Source organism: Azoarcus indigens (genome assembly GCF_004361735.1).
Taxonomy (GTDB): Bacteria; Pseudomonadota; Gammaproteobacteria; order Burkholderiales; family Rhodocyclaceae; genus Azoarcus; species Azoarcus indigens.
The window spans coordinates 1-18,671 of sequence record NZ_SNVV01000001.1; the positions used below are offsets into that span (position 1 = coordinate 1).

At 63.2% G+C, this 18,671-nt stretch carries 17 protein-coding genes, 3 tRNA genes and 2 riboswitches; of the genes, 2 read left to right on the forward strand and 18 right to left on the reverse strand.

Translation table 11 applies throughout. The annotated features are described in order from the left end of the window. Positions 1 to 229 precede the first annotated feature (229 nt). From aptA to C7389_RS00020, 4 genes are all read right to left on the reverse strand, one after another. Complete coding sequence (gene aptA, locus C7389_RS00005) at positions 230 to 1,468, reverse strand: omega-aminotransferase AptA (RefSeq protein ID WP_281275339.1); 1,239 nt, start codon at positions 1,466 to 1,468, stop codon at positions 230 to 232. Positions 1,469 to 1,851: 383 nt separating this feature from the next. Beyond that, a tRNA-His gene (locus C7389_RS00010) sits at positions 1,852 to 1,927 on the reverse strand. A 46-nt stretch (positions 1,928 to 1,973) separates the two neighbouring features. Further along, a tRNA-Arg gene (locus tag C7389_RS00015) sits at positions 1,974 to 2,050 on the reverse strand. Between the two features lie 25 nt (positions 2,051 to 2,075). Continuing rightward, positions 2,076 to 2,152 (reverse strand) — tRNA-Pro (locus C7389_RS00020). 162 nt (positions 2,153 to 2,314) lie between these two features. On the opposite strand from C7389_RS00020, the gene dksA reads away from it, so the two are divergent. Beyond that, the gene (gene dksA / locus C7389_RS00025; protein WP_133587116.1) at positions 2,315 to 2,740 is read left to right on the forward strand and encodes an RNA polymerase-binding protein DksA; all 426 of its coding nucleotides are present in this window, start codon (positions 2,315 to 2,317) and stop codon (positions 2,738 to 2,740) included. Positions 2,741 to 2,806: 66 nt separating this feature from the next. Here dksA and pnp read toward each other — a convergent pair whose 3' ends face one another. The 14 genes from pnp to C7389_RS00095 form a co-directional block, all read right to left on the reverse strand. Continuing rightward, a complete protein-coding gene (pnp, locus tag C7389_RS00030) occupies positions 2,807 to 4,906 on the reverse strand; it encodes a polyribonucleotide nucleotidyltransferase (protein WP_133587118.1) in 2,100 nt (699 codons plus the stop codon). A gap of 167 nt (positions 4,907 to 5,073) precedes the next feature. Further along, positions 5,074 to 5,343 carry a 30S ribosomal protein S15 gene (rpsO, locus tag C7389_RS00035; protein WP_133587120.1) on the reverse strand — a complete coding sequence of 90 codons (270 nt, stop codon included), beginning with the start codon at positions 5,341 to 5,343 and terminating at the stop codon, positions 5,074 to 5,076. Between the two features lie 78 nt (positions 5,344 to 5,421). Then, entirely contained in the window at positions 5,422 to 6,351 is a 930-nt protein-coding gene (gene truB, locus C7389_RS00040) for a tRNA pseudouridine(55) synthase TruB (RefSeq protein ID WP_133587122.1), read from the reverse strand. A 17-nt stretch (positions 6,352 to 6,368) separates the two neighbouring features. Further along, positions 6,369 to 6,752, reverse strand: coding sequence for a 30S ribosome-binding factor RbfA (gene rbfA, locus C7389_RS00045; RefSeq protein ID WP_133587124.1), 384 nt, complete (start codon positions 6,750 to 6,752; stop codon positions 6,369 to 6,371). Positions 6,753 to 6,755: 3 nt separating this feature from the next. Further along, entirely contained in the window at positions 6,756 to 9,566 is a 2,811-nt protein-coding gene (infB, locus tag C7389_RS00050; RefSeq protein ID WP_133587126.1) for a translation initiation factor IF-2, read from the reverse strand. A gap of 13 nt (positions 9,567 to 9,579) precedes the next feature. Further along, a complete protein-coding gene (nusA, locus tag C7389_RS00055; protein WP_133587128.1) occupies positions 9,580 to 11,055 on the reverse strand; it encodes a transcription termination factor NusA in 1,476 nt (491 codons plus the stop codon). A gap of 27 nt (positions 11,056 to 11,082) precedes the next feature. Beyond that, the gene (gene rimP / locus C7389_RS00060; protein WP_133587131.1) at positions 11,083 to 11,517 is read right to left on the reverse strand and encodes a ribosome maturation factor RimP; all 435 of its coding nucleotides are present in this window, start codon (positions 11,515 to 11,517) and stop codon (positions 11,083 to 11,085) included. Between the two features lie 195 nt (positions 11,518 to 11,712). Beyond that, a complete protein-coding gene (gene rluB / locus C7389_RS00065; RefSeq protein ID WP_133587133.1) occupies positions 11,713 to 12,732 on the reverse strand; it encodes a 23S rRNA pseudouridine(2605) synthase RluB in 1,020 nt (339 codons plus the stop codon). Continuing rightward, complete coding sequence (scpB, locus tag C7389_RS00070; protein WP_133587135.1) at positions 12,680 to 13,276, reverse strand: SMC-Scp complex subunit ScpB; 597 nt, start codon at positions 13,274 to 13,276, stop codon at positions 12,680 to 12,682. Before scpB ends, rluB begins: the two co-directional genes overlap by 53 nt. After that, positions 13,254 to 14,084 carry a segregation and condensation protein A gene (locus tag C7389_RS00075; protein WP_133587137.1) on the reverse strand — a complete coding sequence of 277 codons (831 nt, stop codon included), beginning with the start codon at positions 14,082 to 14,084 and terminating at the stop codon, positions 13,254 to 13,256. The genes scpB and C7389_RS00075 overlap by 23 nt, the downstream gene beginning before the upstream one ends. 13 nt (positions 14,085 to 14,097) lie before the next feature. Beyond that, entirely contained in the window at positions 14,098 to 14,757 is a 660-nt protein-coding gene (locus C7389_RS00080) for a site-2 protease family protein (protein WP_133587139.1), read from the reverse strand. A gap of 45 nt (positions 14,758 to 14,802) precedes the next feature. Continuing rightward, positions 14,803 to 15,435, reverse strand: a complete 633-nt coding sequence (locus C7389_RS00085; RefSeq protein WP_133587142.1) for an L-threonylcarbamoyladenylate synthase — start codon at positions 15,433 to 15,435, stop codon at positions 14,803 to 14,805. 22 nt (positions 15,436 to 15,457) lie between these two features. After that, entirely contained in the window at positions 15,458 to 16,288 is an 831-nt protein-coding gene (locus C7389_RS00090) for a 3',5'-nucleoside bisphosphate phosphatase (protein WP_133587144.1), read from the reverse strand. Positions 16,289 to 16,324: 36 nt separating this feature from the next. Continuing rightward, complete coding sequence (locus C7389_RS00095; RefSeq protein WP_133587146.1) at positions 16,325 to 17,194, reverse strand: alpha/beta fold hydrolase; 870 nt, start codon at positions 17,192 to 17,194, stop codon at positions 16,325 to 16,327. Between the two features lie 89 nt (positions 17,195 to 17,283). Beyond that, positions 17,284 to 17,373: riboswitch (glycine riboswitch) on the forward strand. Then, positions 17,374 to 17,498, forward strand: a riboswitch (glycine riboswitch). Positions 17,499 to 17,560: 62 nt separating this feature from the next. Here C7389_RS00095 and gcvT point away from each other — a divergent pair. After that, complete coding sequence (gene gcvT / locus C7389_RS00100) at positions 17,561 to 18,652, forward strand: glycine cleavage system aminomethyltransferase GcvT (protein WP_133587148.1); 1,092 nt, start codon at positions 17,561 to 17,563, stop codon at positions 18,650 to 18,652. Positions 18,653 to 18,671: the final 19 nt, after the last annotated feature.

Below are 18,671 nucleotides of genomic sequence, written 5' to 3' on the forward strand. Positions count from 1 at the left end.
CCGCGGCCCCCACCCCGATCACCGCGGAGAGTTGATTAACCCAGGGGGTCAATTCCAGATGTCGTCAGGGGGTTAAATCCTCGTGTCGCTTGACAAGCGCAGGATTGAACACCGGTTTGGTCCTGCCTTCCCCAGGCTGGACCCGGCCGTCGATGTAGTGACCAAGTATCTTCATGGCGAGCGCACTGTCTTGAAGTTGAGGAGTTGTTAAGCCGCGCATTCATCTGCATCAGTGCAGCCGGCGGAGCGCGTTCCGGACGCAATCGAAAGTACGTTCCAGTTCTTCGTTGTTAGAGTTCAGAAACGGGGCGAACTGCAGCGTATCTCCGCCGTTGCGGATTACCACGCCCTGCTCGAAGCAGTCACGGAACACATCGAAACCTCGCACTCCCGGTTCGCCTGCTCGGGGAGCCAGTTCAACACCGCCCATGAGGCCGATATTACGGATGTCAATTACGTGCGGCTCGTCACGCAGGCTATGCAACGCTTCTTCGAACCGCGGTTCGAGAGCCTTCGCTTGCTCGAAGCTCCCCTCTTCCTCGTAGGCGCTGAGCGTGGCGAGTCCCGCTGCCGCCGCAACGGGATGCCCGGAGTAGGTGTAGCCGTGAAAGAACTCCACAGCCTCTGCCGGCCCCTGCATCAACGCCTGGTAGATACCCTCCCTTACAAGTACTGCCCCCATGGGAATCACACCATTTGTGAGGCCCTTTGCAGTGGTCAGAATATCGGGCAACACGCCGAATCGCTCGGCAGCGAAGGCCGCTCCGACTCTTCCAAAGGCGGTAATGACTTCATCGAAGATGAGAAGAATGCCGTAACGGTCGCAGAGCTCACGCAAGCGCTGCAGATAACCTATGGGTGGCACAAGGATACCGGTTGAACCCGCTACCGGCTCCACAATGACCGCCGCAATACCATAGGCATCATGCAGGTGGACCAACCTCTCAAGGTCGTCAGCAAGATGAGCCCCCCAGTGCGGCTGCCCTCGACAATAGGCCATCTCCGAGCGCTCATAGGTATGCCGGAGATGATCGGTACCTGGCAGAAGACAGGCACCGAAGGCCTTGCGATTGGCACCAATACCCCCCACCGAGAGCCCGCCGAAGTTGACTCCATGATAGGCACGCTCACGGCCTATAAAACGCGTCCGCTGCCCCTCCCCTCTGGCCCGGTGATAAGCAAGAGCTATTTTCAGTGCAGTATCAGCCGACTCCGACCCGGAGTTGGTAAAGAAAACCCGATCCAGGTCTCCAGGCGCCAAGGCGGCCAGCCTCTCCGCGAGCGCGATCGCCTTATCGTTAGTGGCTTGAAAACCTATGGCGTAGTCCAGCGTTGCAACCTGAGCCTGGACTGCAGCAACGATACGTGGATGACAATGCCCTAGGCCCGACGTCCATAGCCCGGAGAAGCCATCCAGCAAGGCTTCGCCAGTAATCGTTTCATAGTAGTGGCCACGGCCAGCCTGAATGACTCTGGGTCACGTCCAGAACGCCCGATTCGCGGTATAGGGAAGCCAGAAAGCATGTGTCCGATCGATTGCCGCCATACCCATCTCCAGGAACAGATGACTAGATGCTAGCCCCGGAAATGAGGATGCGAAACCACGAGCCGGGCATCACCCCGGCAGAGCCCTTCCAACGTCCTGACAAAAACCCGATGGCCTTAAGGTCAGCAGTCCCAATAGAGCAAACAGATTGATCCGCCATTGATCCGGGCAAGATCAGTCCTTTCCTCATTTCATTGGTGACCGAAATGGAAAACCAGAGGGTAAATAGCAAAAAATCCAGCCTCGCGTAAAACAAGGCTGGATTTTTTTAACTTCACTGCCATAGTAAAGCGTGAAGTTTTATTTGGGGCGACATACCGGAATCGAACCGGTGACACCTGGAGCCACAATCCAGTGCTCTACCAACTGAGCTAATGCCGCCACTACTCATTTGGTTCAACTTATCAAGTCGAACCTGAAACTCATCTGGCCTGCCCGGCAGGACTCGAACCTGCAACCCCCGGCTTAGAAGGCCGGTGCTCTATCCGGTTGAGCTACGGGCAGATTCCCGCGGGCAATCGGAGTGAGCTGGTCGGGGTGGAGGGATTCGAACCCCCGACATCTTGCTCCCAAAGCAAGCGCGCTACCGGACTGCGCTACACCCCGAGAGACGCGGACTATACAGAGTCTCCGCTGGCGCGTCAAATCTTGTTCGCGCTATTTTCATCGTCGCGGGGCAACAGTGGCCATCGGCATACTGCTTGCTGCGCCGAAGCGTTTTCTGCTATTTAATTGCATCGCACAATGCACCCTACGGAAGGCTACACCATGCCCGATGATGCCCTTCACCGGCAATTCCCCGTCTACGTCCCTTCCCCGGGCGAGGAATACATGAGTGCCAAGCAGATTTCGCACTTCCGCGATGCACTCATCAACCTGAAGAACGAATTGTCTGCCGATATAGAGCGGACGGTGCAAAGCCTGCAGACCGAAGTTTCGACCTTCGCCGACCCCAATGACAGAGCCAGCCAGGAGTCGGAACTGGCACTTGAGTTGCGCAACCGGGACAGGGAACGGCGCCTCATCAAGAAGATCGATGAGGCTCTGGCCCGCATCGAGGCCGGTGAATACGGTTACTGCGACAGTTGCGGCGTGGAGATCGGCCTGAAGCGCCTAGAAGCCCGCCCTACCGCCACGCTTTGTATCGACTGCAAGACCCTGGAAGAGATGCGGGAGCGCCAACTTGGGAAGTAACGCTGGCAACCAAAAGCAATAAAAAAGGACGCCCTCAAGCGTCCTTTTTTTTGCGGCTTTAGGCAATCAACCTGCGTTCTCGCTCAGCAGCGCCTTCATGCTTAGACGGATCTTGCCGCGCTCGTCGGTCTCCAGAACCTTTACACGCACGCTCTGCCCTTCCTTCACATAGTCGGAGACGTTGTTGACGCGTTCATTGGCAATCTGGGAGACATGCAGCAGACCGTCACGGCCCGGCAGGATATTTACGATGGCACCGAAATCCAGCAAGCGTACAACCGTCCCTTCATAGACTTTGCCCACTTCGACCTCGGCCGTGATCTGCTCGATACGTTCCTTGGCCTTCTGGGCGCCTTCGGCGGACACCGACGAGATCGTGATGTTGCCGTCGTCCTCGATCTCGATGACGGTGCCAGTCTCTTCCTGCAGAGCGCGAATCACTGCACCGCCCTTGCCGATCACATCGCGGATCTTCTCCGGATTGATCTTCATGTTGAGCATGCGAGGCGCATACTCGGACACCTCGACACGGGCACCGCCTTGTGCCTGCTTCATCAGACCCAGAATGTGCATGCGGCCTTCCTGCGCCTGACTCAGCGCGACCTGCATGATCTCCTTGGTGATGCCTTGGATCTTGATATCCATCTGCAACGCGGTAACACCGTTCTCGGTCCCCGCCACCTTGAAGTCCATATCGCCGAGGTGGTCCTCGTCGCCCAGAATGTCGGTCAGAACGGCAAAACGGTTGCCGTCCTTGATCAAACCCATCGCGATACCGGCCACATGGTTCTTCATAGGCACCCCGGCATCCATCAGCGCCAGCGAGCCGCCGCAGACCGACGCCATGGAACTAGAACCGTTGGACTCGGTGATCTCGGACACCACGCGGATGGTATAGCCGAAATCCTCGTCCTTCGGCAGCATCGCCACCAGAGCGCGCTTTGCAAGACGGCCGTGACCGATCTCGCGACGCTTGGTCACACCGAAACGCCCCGTCTCGCCTGTGGAGTACGGCGGGAAGTTGTAGTGCAGCATGAAGCGCTCTTTGTATTCACCCGCGATGGCATCAATGATTTGCTCGTCGCGGCCAGTACCCAGGGTAGCCACCACCAGGGCCTGGGTCTCGCCGCGGGTAAACAGCGCGGAACCGTGGGTACGCGGCAGCACGCCGACGCGAATCTCGATCGGCCGCACGGTGCGGGTGTCCCGGCCATCGATACGCGGTTCGCCATTCAGGATGCGGCTGCGGACGATCTCAGACTCGAGATTGAAGAAGATGTCCTTCACTTCGTTATCGGAGGGCGGTACATCCACGCCTTCCGCCAGCGAAATCGCCAGTTCCTTGCGGATTTCGCTCAGGCGCTCGGTACGGGCCTGTTTGCTGGTGATACGGAAGGCTTCGTCAACCTTGGCCCGCGCAAGTTCGGAAACCCGGTTGATCAACGCTTCGTTGCGCGGCGCAGGCTGCCAGTTCCATTCTGGCTTGCCGGCCACTTCCACCAGCTCATTGATTGCCTGGATCGCGGTCTGCATCTGTTCATGGCCAAATACCACTGCGCCCAGCATGACTTGCTCGGGCAGTTCGTCCGCCTCAGATTCGACCATCAGCACCGCGGCTTCGGTACCGGCGACCACCAGGTTCAACTGGCTGGACTTGGTCTGGCTGGTCGTCGGGTTCAGCAGGTACTGACCGTCGGCGTAACCAACGCGGGCAGCACCGATCGGACCATCGAACGGAATGCCGGAAATCGCCAGCGCGGCCGATGCGGCCAGCATCGCCGGAATGTCGCCATCCACTTCGGGATTCAGCGACAGAACGGTAACAATGACCTGCACTTCGTTGTAGAAGCCTTCAGGGAATAGCGGACGAATCGGGCGATCAATCAGCCGGGAGGTCAGGGTTTCCTTCTCGGTCGGGCGACCTTCCCGCTTGAAGAACCCCCCCGGGATACGGCCCGCGGCATAGAACTTCTCGACGTAGTCCACCGTCAGGGGGAAAAAGTCCTGACCCGGCTTGGCATCCTTCGCAGCAACCACCGTAGCCAGAACCACGGTCTCGTCCATGTTGAGAATGACAGCACCACCCGCCTGACGGGCAACCTCACCCGTCTCCAGGGTGACCGTATGAGCGCCGTAGGTAAAAGTTTTCTTGATTGCGGTAGGCAAGGGGATTTCCTTTTATTCAGTGAGAGCAGCGAACAACAACTGCGAACATGTGTGCAACCGGAAACCCAGAAACGACAAAGCCGGCGCGGCCCTTGTTGGGCTCGCCCGGCTTTGCTGGCTTAAGCCGCCGTTTCAGGCGCTGACGGTCGCGTCACGGCCGGCTTTGCTTACTTGCGCAGCCCCAGGCGCTCGATCAGGGCACGATAGGAATCGGCGTTGGTGCGCTTCAGATAGTCCAGCAGTTTGCGACGCTGGCTAACCATCTTCAGCAGGCCACGGCGGGAGTGGTGATCCTTGCCATGCTCCTTGAAATGGCCGGTCAGGCCGTTGATACGGGTGGTCAGCAGGGCAACCTGAACTTCCGGCGAGCCGGTGTCGCCAGGGGCGCGCTGGTAATCGGAAACGACTTGCGCCTTGGTAGCGGTATCGAGAGCCATGTGCGTATTTACTCTTTTCGTTCTGCCAATCAGAAGCGGCGGATTATACCTAACGCCGCGCGGGAAACTCAATCAATATCACGTACTTTGAGTAGATGTCGCCGTGGCAATGAGGCGTTTAGGCCACAACTTTCCATCCACTTTCCATTCAGCCAGCCCAAGGAAGTCTGAGGGGCCGTAAAGACGGCAACAGCCCCCTGCTTCGCCTCGCAGTGCGAGCGGCCTTCCCTGCAGGACAGCACCGGCCTGCTCCTGGGTCAAGATCACTGCAGGGAGATGCTGGACCAACTTGTCCGCGGCCTCGAGGTGCGCATCACGCGTTTCCGGCGTATCGCACTCCTCCAGGTTGCGAAGGGTGACAGCCTCCTCAACCGTGAAAGCTCCGATACGAGTCCGGCGCAATGCAGACAAATGCCCCCCGCATCCCAGAGCCGCGCCAATATCCGTGGCCAGACTGCGGATGTAAGTCCCCTTGCTGCAATCGACCTCGATCGTGAAGCCGCTGTCCGAAAATGCCTTCAACTCCAACCTGTGGATATGTACCACCCTGGCTTCACGCTCCAGTTCGATTCCGGCGCGGGCATATTCGTAAAGCGGCTTTCCGTCACGCTTCAAGGCGGAATACATCGGCGGAACCTGCCGGATCTCGCCCCTGAAATCCGCCAGCACTTCTTGCAGGCGAGTCTCCGAGACGTCCACCGGGTGGGTGCGTACGACCTCACCATCCGCATCACCCGTATCGGTCTCCGCGCCAAGCACCACCGTCGCCAGATACGTCTTGTCCGCGTCCAGCAGCATCTGCGAAAACTTGGTCGCCTCGCCGAAGGTCAGCGGCAATAGGCCCGACGCCATCGGATCCAGAGTCCCGGTATGGCCGGCCTTGGCCGCGTTCAGCAGCCGCCGCGCGGTCTGCAGCGCGGCGTTGGAGGTCAAACCCTTCGGTTTGTCGAGCAGGAGCACGCCATCAACGGCGCGCCTTACAATCTTGCGCTGCACAGCCCTTTCCATCGAACACCCTGAACAACTCAGGCGTCATCCTCATCGCGGTGACGCGCCTCGTCATCCTTCACCGTCTCGTCGATAAGACGGGAAAGGCGGGTCCCCTCCTCCACCGAACGATCGTAGTGAAAGTGCAGTTCGGGGATGGTGTGGATGCGGATCCTCCGCCCCAGCTCCCGCCGCAGGAAACCGCTGGCGCGCCGCAGCCCTTGCAGGATCTCGGGCACGCTTTCCTCACCCGTCATCGAAGTGAAAAACACCTTCGCGTGAGCGTAATCCGGCGTGATCTCGACATCGGTGAGGGTGATGAACCCGACACGCGGGTCCTTCACCTCCAGCCGGATCAACTCCGCCAGTTCGCGGCGGATCTGCTCCACCACGCGCTGGCTGCGGGAATATTCCTTAGGCATCGATCAGAGCGTCCGTGCGACTTCCTTGATCTCGAAGATCTCGAGCTGGTCGCCTTCTTGAATGTCGTTGTAGTTCTTGAGCTGGAGGCCGCATTCGTAGCCGAACTTGACCTCCTTAACGTCATCCTTGAAGCGTTTGAGCGAATCCAGCTCACCACTCCACACCACCACGTTGTTGCGCAGCAGGCGCGCGGAAGAGTTGCGCTTGACCACGCCCTCGAGCACGTAGCAGCCGGCCACCGAACCCACCTTGGAGATTGTGAAGACCTGGCGGATCTCGACCAGACCGATAACCTCTTCGCGCTTCTCGGGGGCCAGCATGCCGGACAGCGCCGCCTTCACCTCATCCACGGCGTCATAGATGATGTTGTAGTAGCGGATATCCACACCGAAGGTCTCGGCCAGCTTGCGGGCACCGGCATCGGCACGGGTATTGAAGCCGACGATGACCGCACCGGACGCTTGCGCGAGGTTCACATCCGACTCGGAGATTGCCCCCACCGCCCCGTGGATGACGTTGACTCGCACCTCGTCGGTGGAAAGCTTGTTGAGCGCATGGACCAGAGCTTCCTGAGAGCCTTGCACGTCCGCCTTGACGATGAGCGCCAGGCTCTTGACTTCGCCTTCCGCCATCTGCTCGAACATGCTCTCGAGCTTCGCCGCCTGCTGGCGGGCCAGCTTGACGTCGCGGAACTTGCCTTGGCGGAACAGCGCGATCTCCCGAGCCTTCTTCTCGTCGGCCAGCGCAATCGCCTCATCGCCAGCCGCCGGCACATCCGACAGGCCGAGAATTTCGACCGGAATGGACGGACCCGCTTCGTCGATCGACTTGCCGTTCTCGTCCAGCATCGCGCGGATGCGGCCGAAAGTCGCGCCGACCAGCAGCACATCCCCCTTGCGCAAGGTGCCGGACTGCACCAGCAGCGAAGCCACCGGGCCGCGGCCCTTATCCAGACGGGCTTCCACGATCAGGCCCTTGGCCGGGGTATCGACCGGAGCGGTCAGTTCCAGCACCTCAGCCTGTAGCAGCACGCTTTCCAGCAGCTGGTCGATGCCGACGCCGGTCTTGGCGGAAACCGGGATGAACATCACGTCGCCACCGTACTCTTCCGGCACCACGCTTTCCGCCACCAGTTCCTGCTTCACGCGATCGGGGCTGGCCTCGGGCTTGTCGATCTTGTTGATCGCCACCACCAAGGGCACGCCGGCCGCCTTGGCGTGGTGAATGGCCTCGCGCGTCTGCGGCATCACGCCGTCGTCGGCGGCCACGACCAGGATCACGATGTCGGTCGCCTTCGCACCACGGGCACGCATGGCGGTAAACGCTTCGTGGCCCGGCGTATCCAGGAAGGTGATCACGCCACGCGGCGTTTCCACGTGGTAGGCACCGATATGCTGGGTAATGCCGCCAGCCTCGCCCGCCGCTACCTTGGCGCGACGGATGTAGTCCAGCAGCGAGGTCTTGCCGTGGTCGACGTGGCCCATGACGGTGACCACCGGCGCGCGCGGCAATACCTCCGCGTCCTTGTGCTCGTCGTGCTCCTCGAGGAAGGCATCCGGGTCGTCCAGCTTGGCAGCCAGCGCCTTGTGGCCCAGTTCCTCGACGACGATCATCGCGGTTTCCTGGTCCAGCACCTGGTTGATGGTGACCATGGAGCCCATCTTCATCAGCACCTTGATGAGCTCGGTCGCCTTCACCGCCATCTTGTGCGCCAGGTCGGCAACGGTAATGGTCTCGGGCACATGCACTTCGCGCACAATGGGTTCGCTGGGCGCCTGGAAGCTCTGGCGATCATCGTGGCCGCGGCCATGACGACCACCGCCCTTGGCGCCACGCCAGGCATTGCCGGCGCTGGCACCACCCACTTCGCCACGGGTCTTCAGGCCACGGCGCTTGGCGCTTTCATTCTCCCGCGTGCCGCGCTTGACGTCCTTCGCCCCCTTGTCGTCGGCCTTGGCCGGGCGATGCAAGGTACCCGTCGTCGGCTTGGCTGCAGTCGCAGCCGGCTTCGCAGCCTCTTCCTTGCGCTGGGCTTCGGCACGCACGCGAGCCTCTTCCTCCGCACGGCGGGCTTCGGCCGCAGCCTTGGCGGCGGCATCGCGCTGCTGGCGGGCGCGCAGGTCTGCTGCCTGGCGCTCCTGCAGCTGACGATGGCGATTGGCTTCGCGCTCGCGGGCGGCGATTTCCTCTTCGCTCAGCAGCTCGGTAATGGAGACCGGCTTGCGCGGTGCAACCGGCTCCGCGGTAGTGACAGCTTCCTTCATCTCTTCCTCAGCCGGCTGCTCGACCTTCTCGGCCTCGACCGCTTCAACCACGGGAGCAGGCTCCGGCTCGACAGGAGCGGCTTCCGCAACCGGCTCGGGTTCAGGTTCGGGCTGCGCCTCTACCACCGGCACCTCCTCGATCACCGCCACCGGCTCCGGCAACTGCTCCTCGGCGACCACAGGCTCAACACCGCCGAGTTCCTCTTCGAGCACCGGAACAGCCTCGCCGGCCCCTGCGTCGGCAAGCAACTCGTCGCGCTTGACGAAGGTGCGCTTCTTGCGGACCTCGACCTGCACCGTGCGGGCGCGCCCGGTCGAATCGGTGGCCCGGATCTCACTGGTCTGTTTGCGGGTCAGGGTAATCTTGCCCTTGGACTCGGTATCCCCATGCGCACGCCGGAGATATTCCAGCAGCCGAGCCTTGTCCTGTTCGGTCAGCAGGTCGTTCGCACCCGCCTTCTCGACGCCGGCACGCTTCAACTGCTCGAGCAGCACCGCCGCCGGCATCTTCAGCTCGCCGGCAAACTGCGTCACGCTCATCTGTTCCATCAATGCCCTCCCGTCATTCCTCGAACCAGTGAGCGCGTGCAACGGAAATCAGCGCCTTGGCTCGTTCTTCGTCCATACCGGACATCTCGATCAGTTCATCGACCGCAAGGTCGGCGAGATCGTCGCGGGTTCGGATCCCCTTCTGCGCAAGCGCAGCTGCCAGCGACTTGTCCATCCCTTCGAGGCCGAGCAGATCGTCGGCAACGTTTTCCAGCTGTTCCTCGGTCACGATCGCTTCGGTCAGCAAGACGTTGCGCGCGCGATTGCGCAGTTCGTTGACCGTGTCCTCATCGAAGGCTTCGATCTCCAGCATTTCGGCCAGCGGCACATAGGCCACCTCCTCCAGCGAGGAAAAACCTTCATCGATCAGGATGTCGGCCAGCTCTTCGTCCACGTCCAGCTTGGCGATGAAGAGGCCGCGCAACGCAGAACGCTCGTGCTCCGACTTCTCCGCCGACTCCTGCTCGCTCATCAGGTTGATCGTCCACCCGGTGAGCTCGGACGCCAGCTTGACGTTCTGCCCATTGCGACCGATGGCGATGGCGAGGTTGTTCTCGTCCACCACCACATCCATCGCATGCGCTTCCTCATCCACCACGATGGAGACCACTTCGGCGGGCTGCAGCGCCGCGATCACGAACTGGGCCGGGTCCTGCGCCCACACGATGATGTCGATCTGCTCACCGCCGATCTCATTGCGCACCGCAGTAACGCGCGAGCCGCGCAGGCCGACGCAGGTGCCGATGGGGTCGATGCGCTGGTCGTTCGACTTGACGCCGATTTTGGCGCGCAGGCCAGGGTCGCGGGCACAAGCCTTGATCTCCAGCAGCCCGTCTTCGATCTCTGGCACTTCGAGCTCGAACAGCTTCATCAGGAATTCAGGCGCGGTACGTGACAGGATCAGTTGCGGACCACGGGCGCCGCGGTCGATCTTCAGCAGATAGGCCTTGACCCGGTCGCCCACCCGCAGGTTCTCGCGCGGGATCTGCTGATCGCGCGGCAGCACCGCTTCCATCCGCCCCACTTCGATGATCGCGCTGCCACGTTCCATCCGCTTGATGGAACCGGAGACGAGGAATTCCTTGCGTTCCAGGAAGTCGTTCAGCACCTGCTCGCGCTCGGCGTCGCGGATGCGCTGCAGGATCACCTGCTTGGCGGCCTGGGCGCCGATACGGCCGAAGTCGATCGGTTCCAGCGGCTCCTCGATGTAGTCACCCAACTGGATGTCGGCACGGATTTCGCGGGCGTCGATGATGCCCATCTCCGCCTCGTCGTTGGTGACCTCCTCGTCGGGCATCACCACCCAGCGGCGGAAGGACTCGTAGTCGCCGCTGTCGCGGTCGATGGTGACGCGGACGTCCGCGTCGTCATGAATACGTTTCTTGGTCGCGGAGGCGAGCGCCGACTCCAGGGCGGCGAACACGATGTCTTTGGCAACGTTCTTCTCGCGTGCCAGCGCATCCACAAGCAGCAAAATCTCGCGGCTCATTTCAGGAAAACCTCCACATCCACGGTCTCAAAATTTGGGAACAAGGCGTGCTTTCTCGATTTCGTCGAAGGGGATGAGGACCTCGCCCTTGTCGGTGGTGAGCACGACTGCGCCATCGCGCAGCCCGTTCAGCACGCCGGCAAAATTTCTCTGGTTGTTGATAGGCAGGGAGGCGCGCAGCTGGATTTCCTGACCGGCAAAGCGCTCGAAATCGGCCAGCTTCTTCAGCGGCCGATCCAGCCCGGGGGAGGAAACCTCCAGCCGGTCGTAGTCGACGTTCTCGACCTCGAACACACGGGTCAGCTGATTGCTCACCGTGGCGCAGTCATCCACCGTGATGCCCCGCTCGATGTCGATGAACACCCGCAGCAGACGGCCCTTCGGCGAAAGCTCGAAATCCACCAGCTCGAACCCGAGTCCGCTGACAACCTGCTCGACAAGACTGACGATATCTACCCGCATGTCCAATCCACGCCACAAATAAAAAATGGGCGAAACGCCCATTCCTGTCGTTACAACCGGAGTGACGGAAAGCGCCAGAAAGCCAGCTTTCCAAACCGCCCCCGTCAAAGCCTTTGGATTATAGCGCTGAATCGCGCCCTCCAGCAAACCCGCGTAATGCGCACGGCGTGCGGACCGCCTGAGAGCCTGCCCCCATCAGCGGGGTTTCTGCACCGTGCGATGCAGCTTCGGCGGTTTCTTGTCCCGCTTCTGCTGCGGGTTCTGGGCAGGCGGCGGCAATCCCGCCAGTGCACAAGCGTCCGCCTCGGCCATCTCCATCCACATTCCGCGCTTCAGACGCGCCGGTAGTTCGACGGGACCGTAGCGCACCCGCATCAGCCGGCTCACCGTCAGGCCGACGGCCTCGAACATGCGCCGCACCTCGCGATTGCGGCCTTCGGAGATCGTCACCCGGTACCAATGGTTCGCGCCCTCGCCGCCCGCGTCCCGCAGCGAATTGAAACGCGCCGGGCCGTCGTCGAGTTGAACGCCGTCGATCAGGCCCTGAGCCTGCTCCTCGTCCAGTTGGCCGAGCAAACGGACCGCATACTCGCGATCCAGTTCGTAACGCGGGTGCATCAGTTTGTTCGCCAGATCGCCGTCGTTGGTGAACAGCAACAATCCCGAAGTATTGAAATCCAGCCGCCCCACTGCCAACCAGCGCCCCTTGCGCAGCAGGGGCAGGCGCTCGAATACGGTCGGCCGGCCTTCCGGGTCGTCGCGGGACACGATCTCGCCCTCTGGCTTGTGATAGATCAGCACCCGCGGCGTGCGTTGGGTGAAGCGCAAGGGGATCAGCTTGCCGTTAAGCTTCACTCTGTCGCCCGGGCCGATCTTCTGCCCAAGTGCCGCCGGCAAGCCATTCACCGAGATCCGGCCGGCCATCACCAGTTCCTCGATCTCGCGGCGGGAGGCCACGCCGGCCTGCGCCAGCACCTTCTGCAGGCGCTCTGGCTCGGAGAAGGTCGGCGCAGCCGCTGGGCCACCCGGGCGGCGCGGTTGCGGCCGCCTGGTCGAGGTGCCATCGGGACGGCCCAAGGCAGACTGGTGGGCATCCGGACGCAGCCTGCTGGTGTCGTCTTCTCCCACTTCCTCACGGCGGGGAGCCGGGGCGGCCTGGGGCTTATTCTTCTGGGGTGGCCGCAGCGGCCGCTTCGATTTGCGTGGTGTCGACAAGATCCATGATCCTTTCGATTTCGGTCAGGGCCGGCAACTCGGTCAGGCTGCGCAGCCCCATGTCGTCCAGGAAACGGCGGGTGGTGGCAAAGAGTTCGGGACGCCCGGGGGTGTCCCGGTGTCCGACCACATCGATCCAGCCGCGCGATTCCAGGGTTTTCAATATGTTCGATGAAACAGCAACGCCTCGGGTGTCCTCGATGTCGCCCCGCGTCACCGGCTGCCGGTAGGCGATGATCGCCAATGTTTCCATTACGGCTCGGGAGTAGCGCGGCGGCTTTTCTTCCTTCAGCCTGTCCAGGTACACCTGGTATTCAGGACGGGTCTGGAAGCGCCAGCCGCCAGCCAACTGCACCAGTTCGACGCCGCGCTCCGCAGCAGCCCACTCAGCGCGCAATTCATCCAGCAGCCGGCGCACCAAATCTGCCCCCGGATCCGGCTCGAACAGGCGGCGCAGTTCCCCCACCGGCAGCGGCGCCGACGCGGCGAGCAAGGCAGCCTCCATCACCCGCTTGTACTGCTCAGGCGTCGTCTCGAGATCCATCGGCCAGCTTTACATAGATAGGTGCAAACGCTTCGTTCTGCGTCACATGCACGAGCTTTTCCTTCACCAGTTCCAGCACCGCCAGGAAGCTGACAACCAGGCCGGCTGGGCCCAGCGCGTGATCGAACAAGGTGTCGAACACCACGAAGGCACCATCCCCCAGCTTTCTCAGGATCGCGGTCATGTGTTCGCGCACCGAAAGCTGCTCCCGGCCGACACGGTGATGCTGGGTCAGGCGGGCCTTCTTCATGATGCGCAGCCAGGCCACCTGCAGATCATGCAAGCTGACCTCGGGCAGACGCTCCACCACTTTCTCGGCGACGAAAACACTGATCCACTCGAAGTCGCGCTCCGCCCGCGGCAGGGTATCCAGCCGCGCCGCCGCCATCTTCATCTGCTCGTATTCCAGCAGGCGCCGCACCAGCTCCGCGCGCGGGTCAAGCTCTTCTTCAGCTTCCCGCGCGGGTCGCGGCAGCAGCATGCGCGACTTGATCTCCAGCAGCATCGCCGCCATCAACAGATACTCGGCAGCCAGCTCCAGATTGGTCGCCCGCATCGCCTCCACGTACTCCAGGTACTGACTGGTGAGCGGTGCCATCTGGATGTCAAGGATGTTCAGGTTGGCCTTGCGGATCAGGTAGAGCAGCAGATCCAGCGGCCCCTCGAAGGCCTCGAGGAACACCTCGAGCGCATCCGGCGGAATATACAGATCTTTGGGCAGTTCGAGCAGGGGCTCGCCATAGAGGCGTGCAACCGCCTCCTTCTCCTCCAGGCTCTCGACCGGCGCCAGTTCCAGCGGGAGGTTCATCCGGAGCGTGCCGTCAGATGCCGAGCGCGCCGGCAAGGAACATCCGGCTCAGCGCAACAATGGGCCACAGGATGGTCCACAGCACGCCGGTGAACAGCAGCACCAACAGTATCGGGAAGCCGTAGGGCTCCACCCGGGCGTAGCGCCAGGCCAGCTTGTTCGGCAGCAAGCTGACGGCAATCCGGCCGCCGTCCAGCGGCGGGAGCGGCAGCAGGTTCAGCGCCATCAGCACCAAGTTGATCTGCATGCCGGCGTCCGCCATCTTCATCATGGGAACGGTATAGCTGCTTTGCGGCAGGCTCACCGCGAATTTGAACAACAGCCCCCAGCCAATGGCCATCAGCAGATTCACGAAGGGCCCGGCAGCGGCCACCCACAGCATGTCAGCCTTGGGTTTGCGCAGGCGGCCGAAATTCACCGGCACCGGCTTCGCCCAGCCAAACAGCAGGCCGCCGCCACCGAACAGCGTGGTCACCGCCAGGATGACGACCGGCACCACCACGGTACCAAGGGGGTCGATGTGCTGCAGCGGGTTGAGCGTGATGCGCCCGGCAAGCTCCGCGGTGGGATCGCCAAAGTAGCGCGCCACGTAACCGTGCGCCGCCTCGTGCAGCGTGATCGCGAGCACGACGGGCAGCGCCCAGATGGCCAGCGTGGAGATCAGCTCATTCATGGCGTGCCTGGCAGGAAAGGGCGCGGATTCTAGCAGAGCGCCCCATCAATCCGCCTCCAGGCCGAACGGCGCCAGGTCCCCCTGGCCCGCGCGGACCAGTTCGGGGACGCCGGAGGTGAGATCGATCACCGACGTCGCCCCCGGACCACAGGGACCAGCCTCTATGACCAGATCCACCTGCTTCTCCAGCCGCTCGCGGATTTCCTGCGGGTCGGTGAGCGGCAGAGCTTCGCCAGGCAACAGCAGCGTGGAGGTCAGCAGCGGCTCGTTCAGTTCCTCCAGCAGCGCGGCGACCACCACATGCTCCGGCACCCGCAAGCCCAGGGTCTTGCGCTTGGGGTGCAAGACCCGACGCGGCAGTTCCTTGGTGCCTTCGAGGATGAAGGTGTAGGGGCCGGGCGTGACGGCCTTCAGCAAGCGGTACTGGCTGTTGTCCACCCGCGCGTACTTGGCGATCTCGGACAGGTCGCGGCACATCAGGGTGAACTGGTGGCGCTCGTCGACGCCGCGGATACGCCGGATGCGTTCGAGCAGTGCCGCATCTCCGGTATGGCCGCCGAGCGCGTAGGCGGAATCCGTTGGGAAAGCCACCAGCCCGCCGCTGCGCATGATCTCCGCCGCCTGGCGGATGAGCCTGGCCTGGGGTTGTTCCGGGTGCAGGGTGAAGAACTGAGCCATTGTCGTCCTGAGTCTGTAGCGGTCAGAGCAGCCGGGACCATACCGGGAGGAGGTCCGGCGGCAAGGGATTGCAGCGCCCGACATCCACCGGGCTCTCGTTCTCGCCGTGGAAGTCGGAAGCGCGTGAGGCGAGCAGATCGCGCCGGCGGGCAAGGCTGGCAAAGCGCAGCATCTCTTCCTCGGTGTGCGCACCCGACACCACTTCCACCGCCTCGCCGCCAGCGGCGACGAAACTGTCGAACAAGGCGTCCATGTCAGTGCCGGACAGCCGGTAGCGCGCCGGGTGGGCAACCACGGCGATGCCGCCAGCCTGGCGGATCCAGCCTACCGCCTCCTGCAGCGAGGCCCACTCGTGCTCGACGAAACCCGGCTTGCCGCGCACCAGGTAGTGATCGAACACCGTCTTCACGTCCGGCATCACACCGCTGGCCACCAGGAAGCGGGCGAAATGCGCCCTGCTGACGAGATCGGGGTTGCGCGCGAACCGACGCGCACCTGCAAGCGCATCCCGGATGCCCGCCGCGGCAAGCGCATCGCCCATGCTGCGGGCCCGCTGATCGCGCCCCGACCGGACCTGGCGGAGGCCGTCGCGCAAGGCCGGCGCTTCCGGATCTATGCCCAGGCCAACGATATGTATGGTTTCAGCCTTGAAGCTCACGGAGATTTCGACACCGGGAACGAAGCGGATACCAGCTTCCCGCGCAGCCTCGGCCGCCTCGGCAAGGCCGCCGAGTTCATCGTGGTCGGTCAACGCCAGCAGCTCGGCGCCATTGGCCGCGGCCCTGCGCACCACCGCGGCCGGCTCCAGCCAGCCGTCCGAACGGGTCGAATGGCAATGCAGATCAGCGTTCATCGTTTTTCCCAGGATCCGTTTTGCAGCGAAACGCCATTACGACAGCAAAAAGGCTTCGGCGATCCTTGCGACGGTCTCGGCCTGGTGATGATGCAGGTTGTGGCCGGCATCCGGGATGCGCTCCAGCCGCAAGTCACGGAAGCATCGCAGGGCAGCCTGGTGCTGCTCGTCATCCACGCCGATGCGGCGCCGCAACTCGGGCTCCAGCGGCTCCACCATCAGCACCGGCGCACTGCATCGCCGCCAGCAGGCTTCGGCCTCGGCACGTCGGTACAGCACCGGATTCACCCGGCGATGCACCGGATCTCCCGCCATGCGGAATCCGCCCTCGCCCTCTTCCACGCCCACATGCTCCGCCAACCAGGCCGCGCGCTCCGGTGATAAACGGGAGTCGTTGTGCAGCAGGCGCTCCGCCAGTGCGGCCCGGTCCGGGTAGGAACGAAAGGAAACCGGCGCGCCCAACTCGGCCAACCACTTCTCGTAACGGCCGGGCGCATCCTCGGCGGGCCTGTCGGCCAGGCCGAAGGCATCCAGCGCCACGATCCGCTCGACCCGCCCGGGGCGGATGCCCGCATACATCAGCGCCACGTTGCCGCCCATGCTGTGACCAAGCAGACGCACCCGGCCGTCGGGCTGAAAGTGGTGCAGGAGCACGTCCAGGTCGGCGAAATAGTCGGGGAACCAGTAAACATCGCCACCGCCCCAGCCGCTGGCGCCGAAGCCTCGCCAGTCGGGCGCAATGACGTGCCAGTCCGAAGCCAGGGCATCCACGATGAACTGGAAGGACGCGGAGGCATCCATCCAGCCATGCAGCATGAAGAGCTTGGGTGCGCCCTCCTCGCCCCACTCGCGAACGTGATAGCGCAGGCCGCGCACGGCAAGGAATTGACTGCGTGATGGTTTCATCCCCGGCATGATAACAAAGCCCGGCAAGCGGCCCGGCGGTGGCCCCGAAGCGCATGGTTGCCGCCCTCCGCGGAGCAATGCTATCGTCCGCCCGTCGCGCGGGAGAGAGCCCTTTCCCGAGAGCCGCCGAAGGCGTAACCCCCCGGGAACCGCTCAGGCAAAAGGACCGCGCGGGCATCACAACTCTGGAGAGCGGTGCGGGCATCCAGGCATGCCGGCGCACCCACCGAAGGGGCACCCGCAAGGCATCGGCGAACGCCGGCTGGTTGCGGAATCTCTCAGGTACAAGGACAGATGGGGGCGAAACCGGCGACCGGCCGGGCCGCCCCTTTTTTCGTTTACATCGTGCCTGTCGGAGACTCGTCCATGAATGCCCCTGCCAGACTTACGCCCCTGCATGGTCAGCACCTCGCAGCCGGCGCCCGCATGGTGAACTTCGCCGGCTGGGAGATGCCGGTGAACTACGGCTCCCAGATCGCCGAGCACCACGCCGTGCGCCGCCGCGCCGGCATGTTCGACGTCTCCCACATGCTGGCGCTGGACCTCAGCGGCGCCGGCGCCACGCTCTTCCTGCGCGGGCTGCTCGCCAACGACGTGGCGCGCCTCGGGCAGCCGGGCAAGGCGCTCTACAGCTGCATGCTGAACAAGAACGGGGGGGTCATCGACGATCTCATCGTCTATCGCCTCGCCGACGACGACTACCGCCTGGTCGTCAATGCCGGTACCGCCGACAAGGACCTTGCCTGGATGCGCAGCCGCATCGCCGAGACCGGCGCCAACGTTACCCTCCAGGGGCGTCGCGATCTGGCGATGATCGCGGTACAGGGGCCGCAGGCCCGCGAACTGTTCGGCGCCGCCCTGCCCGGGCTGCGTGACGCGATGACGCCGCTCGCCACCTTCTCCGGCGCCCGCGTTGGGGACACCTTCATCGGCCGCACCGGCTACACCGGCGAGGATGGCCTGGAGCTCGCACTGCCCTCGACCGAAGCGGCCGCTGCCTGGCAGGCGCTGGCCGCCGCCGGCGTCGCCCCCTGCGGCCTGGGCGCTCGGGACACGCTGCGCCTCGAAGCCGGCATGAACCTGTACGGCCAGGACATGGACGAGAACGTGAGCCCGCTGGACGCCGGTCTGAGCTGGACGGTGGATCTGCGCGACGAGAGCCGCGACTTCGTCGGCCGCGAAGCCCTCGCTCTCAAGCCGGCGACCAGGCGCCTGCTCGGCCTCGTGCTCGAAGCGCCCGGCGTGCTGCGCGCCCACATGCCGGTCCATACCGGCGACGGCGACGGCGAAACCACCAGCGGCAGCTTCTCGCCCACGCTGGAGAAGGCCATCGCCTTCGCCCGCCTGCCGTTGGCGATCCAGCCCGGCAGCCAGGTCAGCGTGGATGTACGCGGCAAACTGCTGCCAGCGCGGGTGGTGAAACCACCCTTCGTACGCAATGGCGAGGCGCTGGTCTGAGCGGCTCGCAATCGAACCA

What these genes read in the sequence shown, in the direction of transcription:
- dksA (WP_133587116.1), top strand. Translation starts at nt 2,315, where the DNA reads ATGCCCGATGATGCCCTTCACCGGCAATTCCCCGTCTACGTCCCTTCC.
- rpsO (WP_133587120.1), bottom strand. Translation starts at nt 5,343, where the DNA reads ATGGCTCTCGATACCGCTACCAAGGCGCAAGTCGTTTCCGATTACCAG.
- truB (WP_133587122.1), bottom strand. Translation starts at nt 6,351, where the DNA reads ATGGAAAGGGCTGTGCAGCGCAAGATTGTAAGGCGCGCCGTTGATGGC.
- rbfA (WP_133587124.1), bottom strand. Translation starts at nt 6,752, where the DNA reads ATGCCTAAGGAATATTCCCGCAGCCAGCGCGTGGTGGAGCAGATCCGC.
- infB (WP_133587126.1), bottom strand. Translation starts at nt 9,566, where the DNA reads ATGGAACAGATGAGCGTGACGCAGTTTGCCGGCGAGCTGAAGATGCCG.
- nusA (WP_133587128.1), bottom strand. Translation starts at nt 11,055, where the DNA reads ATGAGCCGCGAGATTTTGCTGCTTGTGGATGCGCTGGCACGCGAGAAG.
- rimP (WP_133587131.1), bottom strand. Translation starts at nt 11,517, where the DNA reads ATGCGGGTAGATATCGTCAGTCTTGTCGAGCAGGTTGTCAGCGGACTC.
- scpB (WP_133587135.1), bottom strand. Translation starts at nt 13,276, where the DNA reads ATGGATCTCGAGACGACGCCTGAGCAGTACAAGCGGGTGATGGAGGCT.
- C7389_RS00075 (WP_133587137.1), bottom strand. Translation starts at nt 14,084, where the DNA reads ATGAACCTCCCGCTGGAACTGGCGCCGGTCGAGAGCCTGGAGGAGAAG.
- C7389_RS00080 (WP_133587139.1), bottom strand. Translation starts at nt 14,757, where the DNA reads ATGAATGAGCTGATCTCCACGCTGGCCATCTGGGCGCTGCCCGTCGTG.
- C7389_RS00085 (WP_133587142.1), bottom strand. Translation starts at nt 15,435, where the DNA reads ATGGCTCAGTTCTTCACCCTGCACCCGGAACAACCCCAGGCCAGGCTC.
- C7389_RS00090 (WP_133587144.1), bottom strand. Translation starts at nt 16,288, where the DNA reads ATGAACGCTGATCTGCATTGCCATTCGACCCGTTCGGACGGCTGGCTG.
- C7389_RS00095 (WP_133587146.1), bottom strand. Translation starts at nt 17,194, where the DNA reads ATGAAACCATCACGCAGTCAATTCCTTGCCGTGCGCGGCCTGCGCTAT.
- gcvT (WP_133587148.1), top strand. Translation starts at nt 17,561, where the DNA reads ATGAATGCCCCTGCCAGACTTACGCCCCTGCATGGTCAGCACCTCGCA.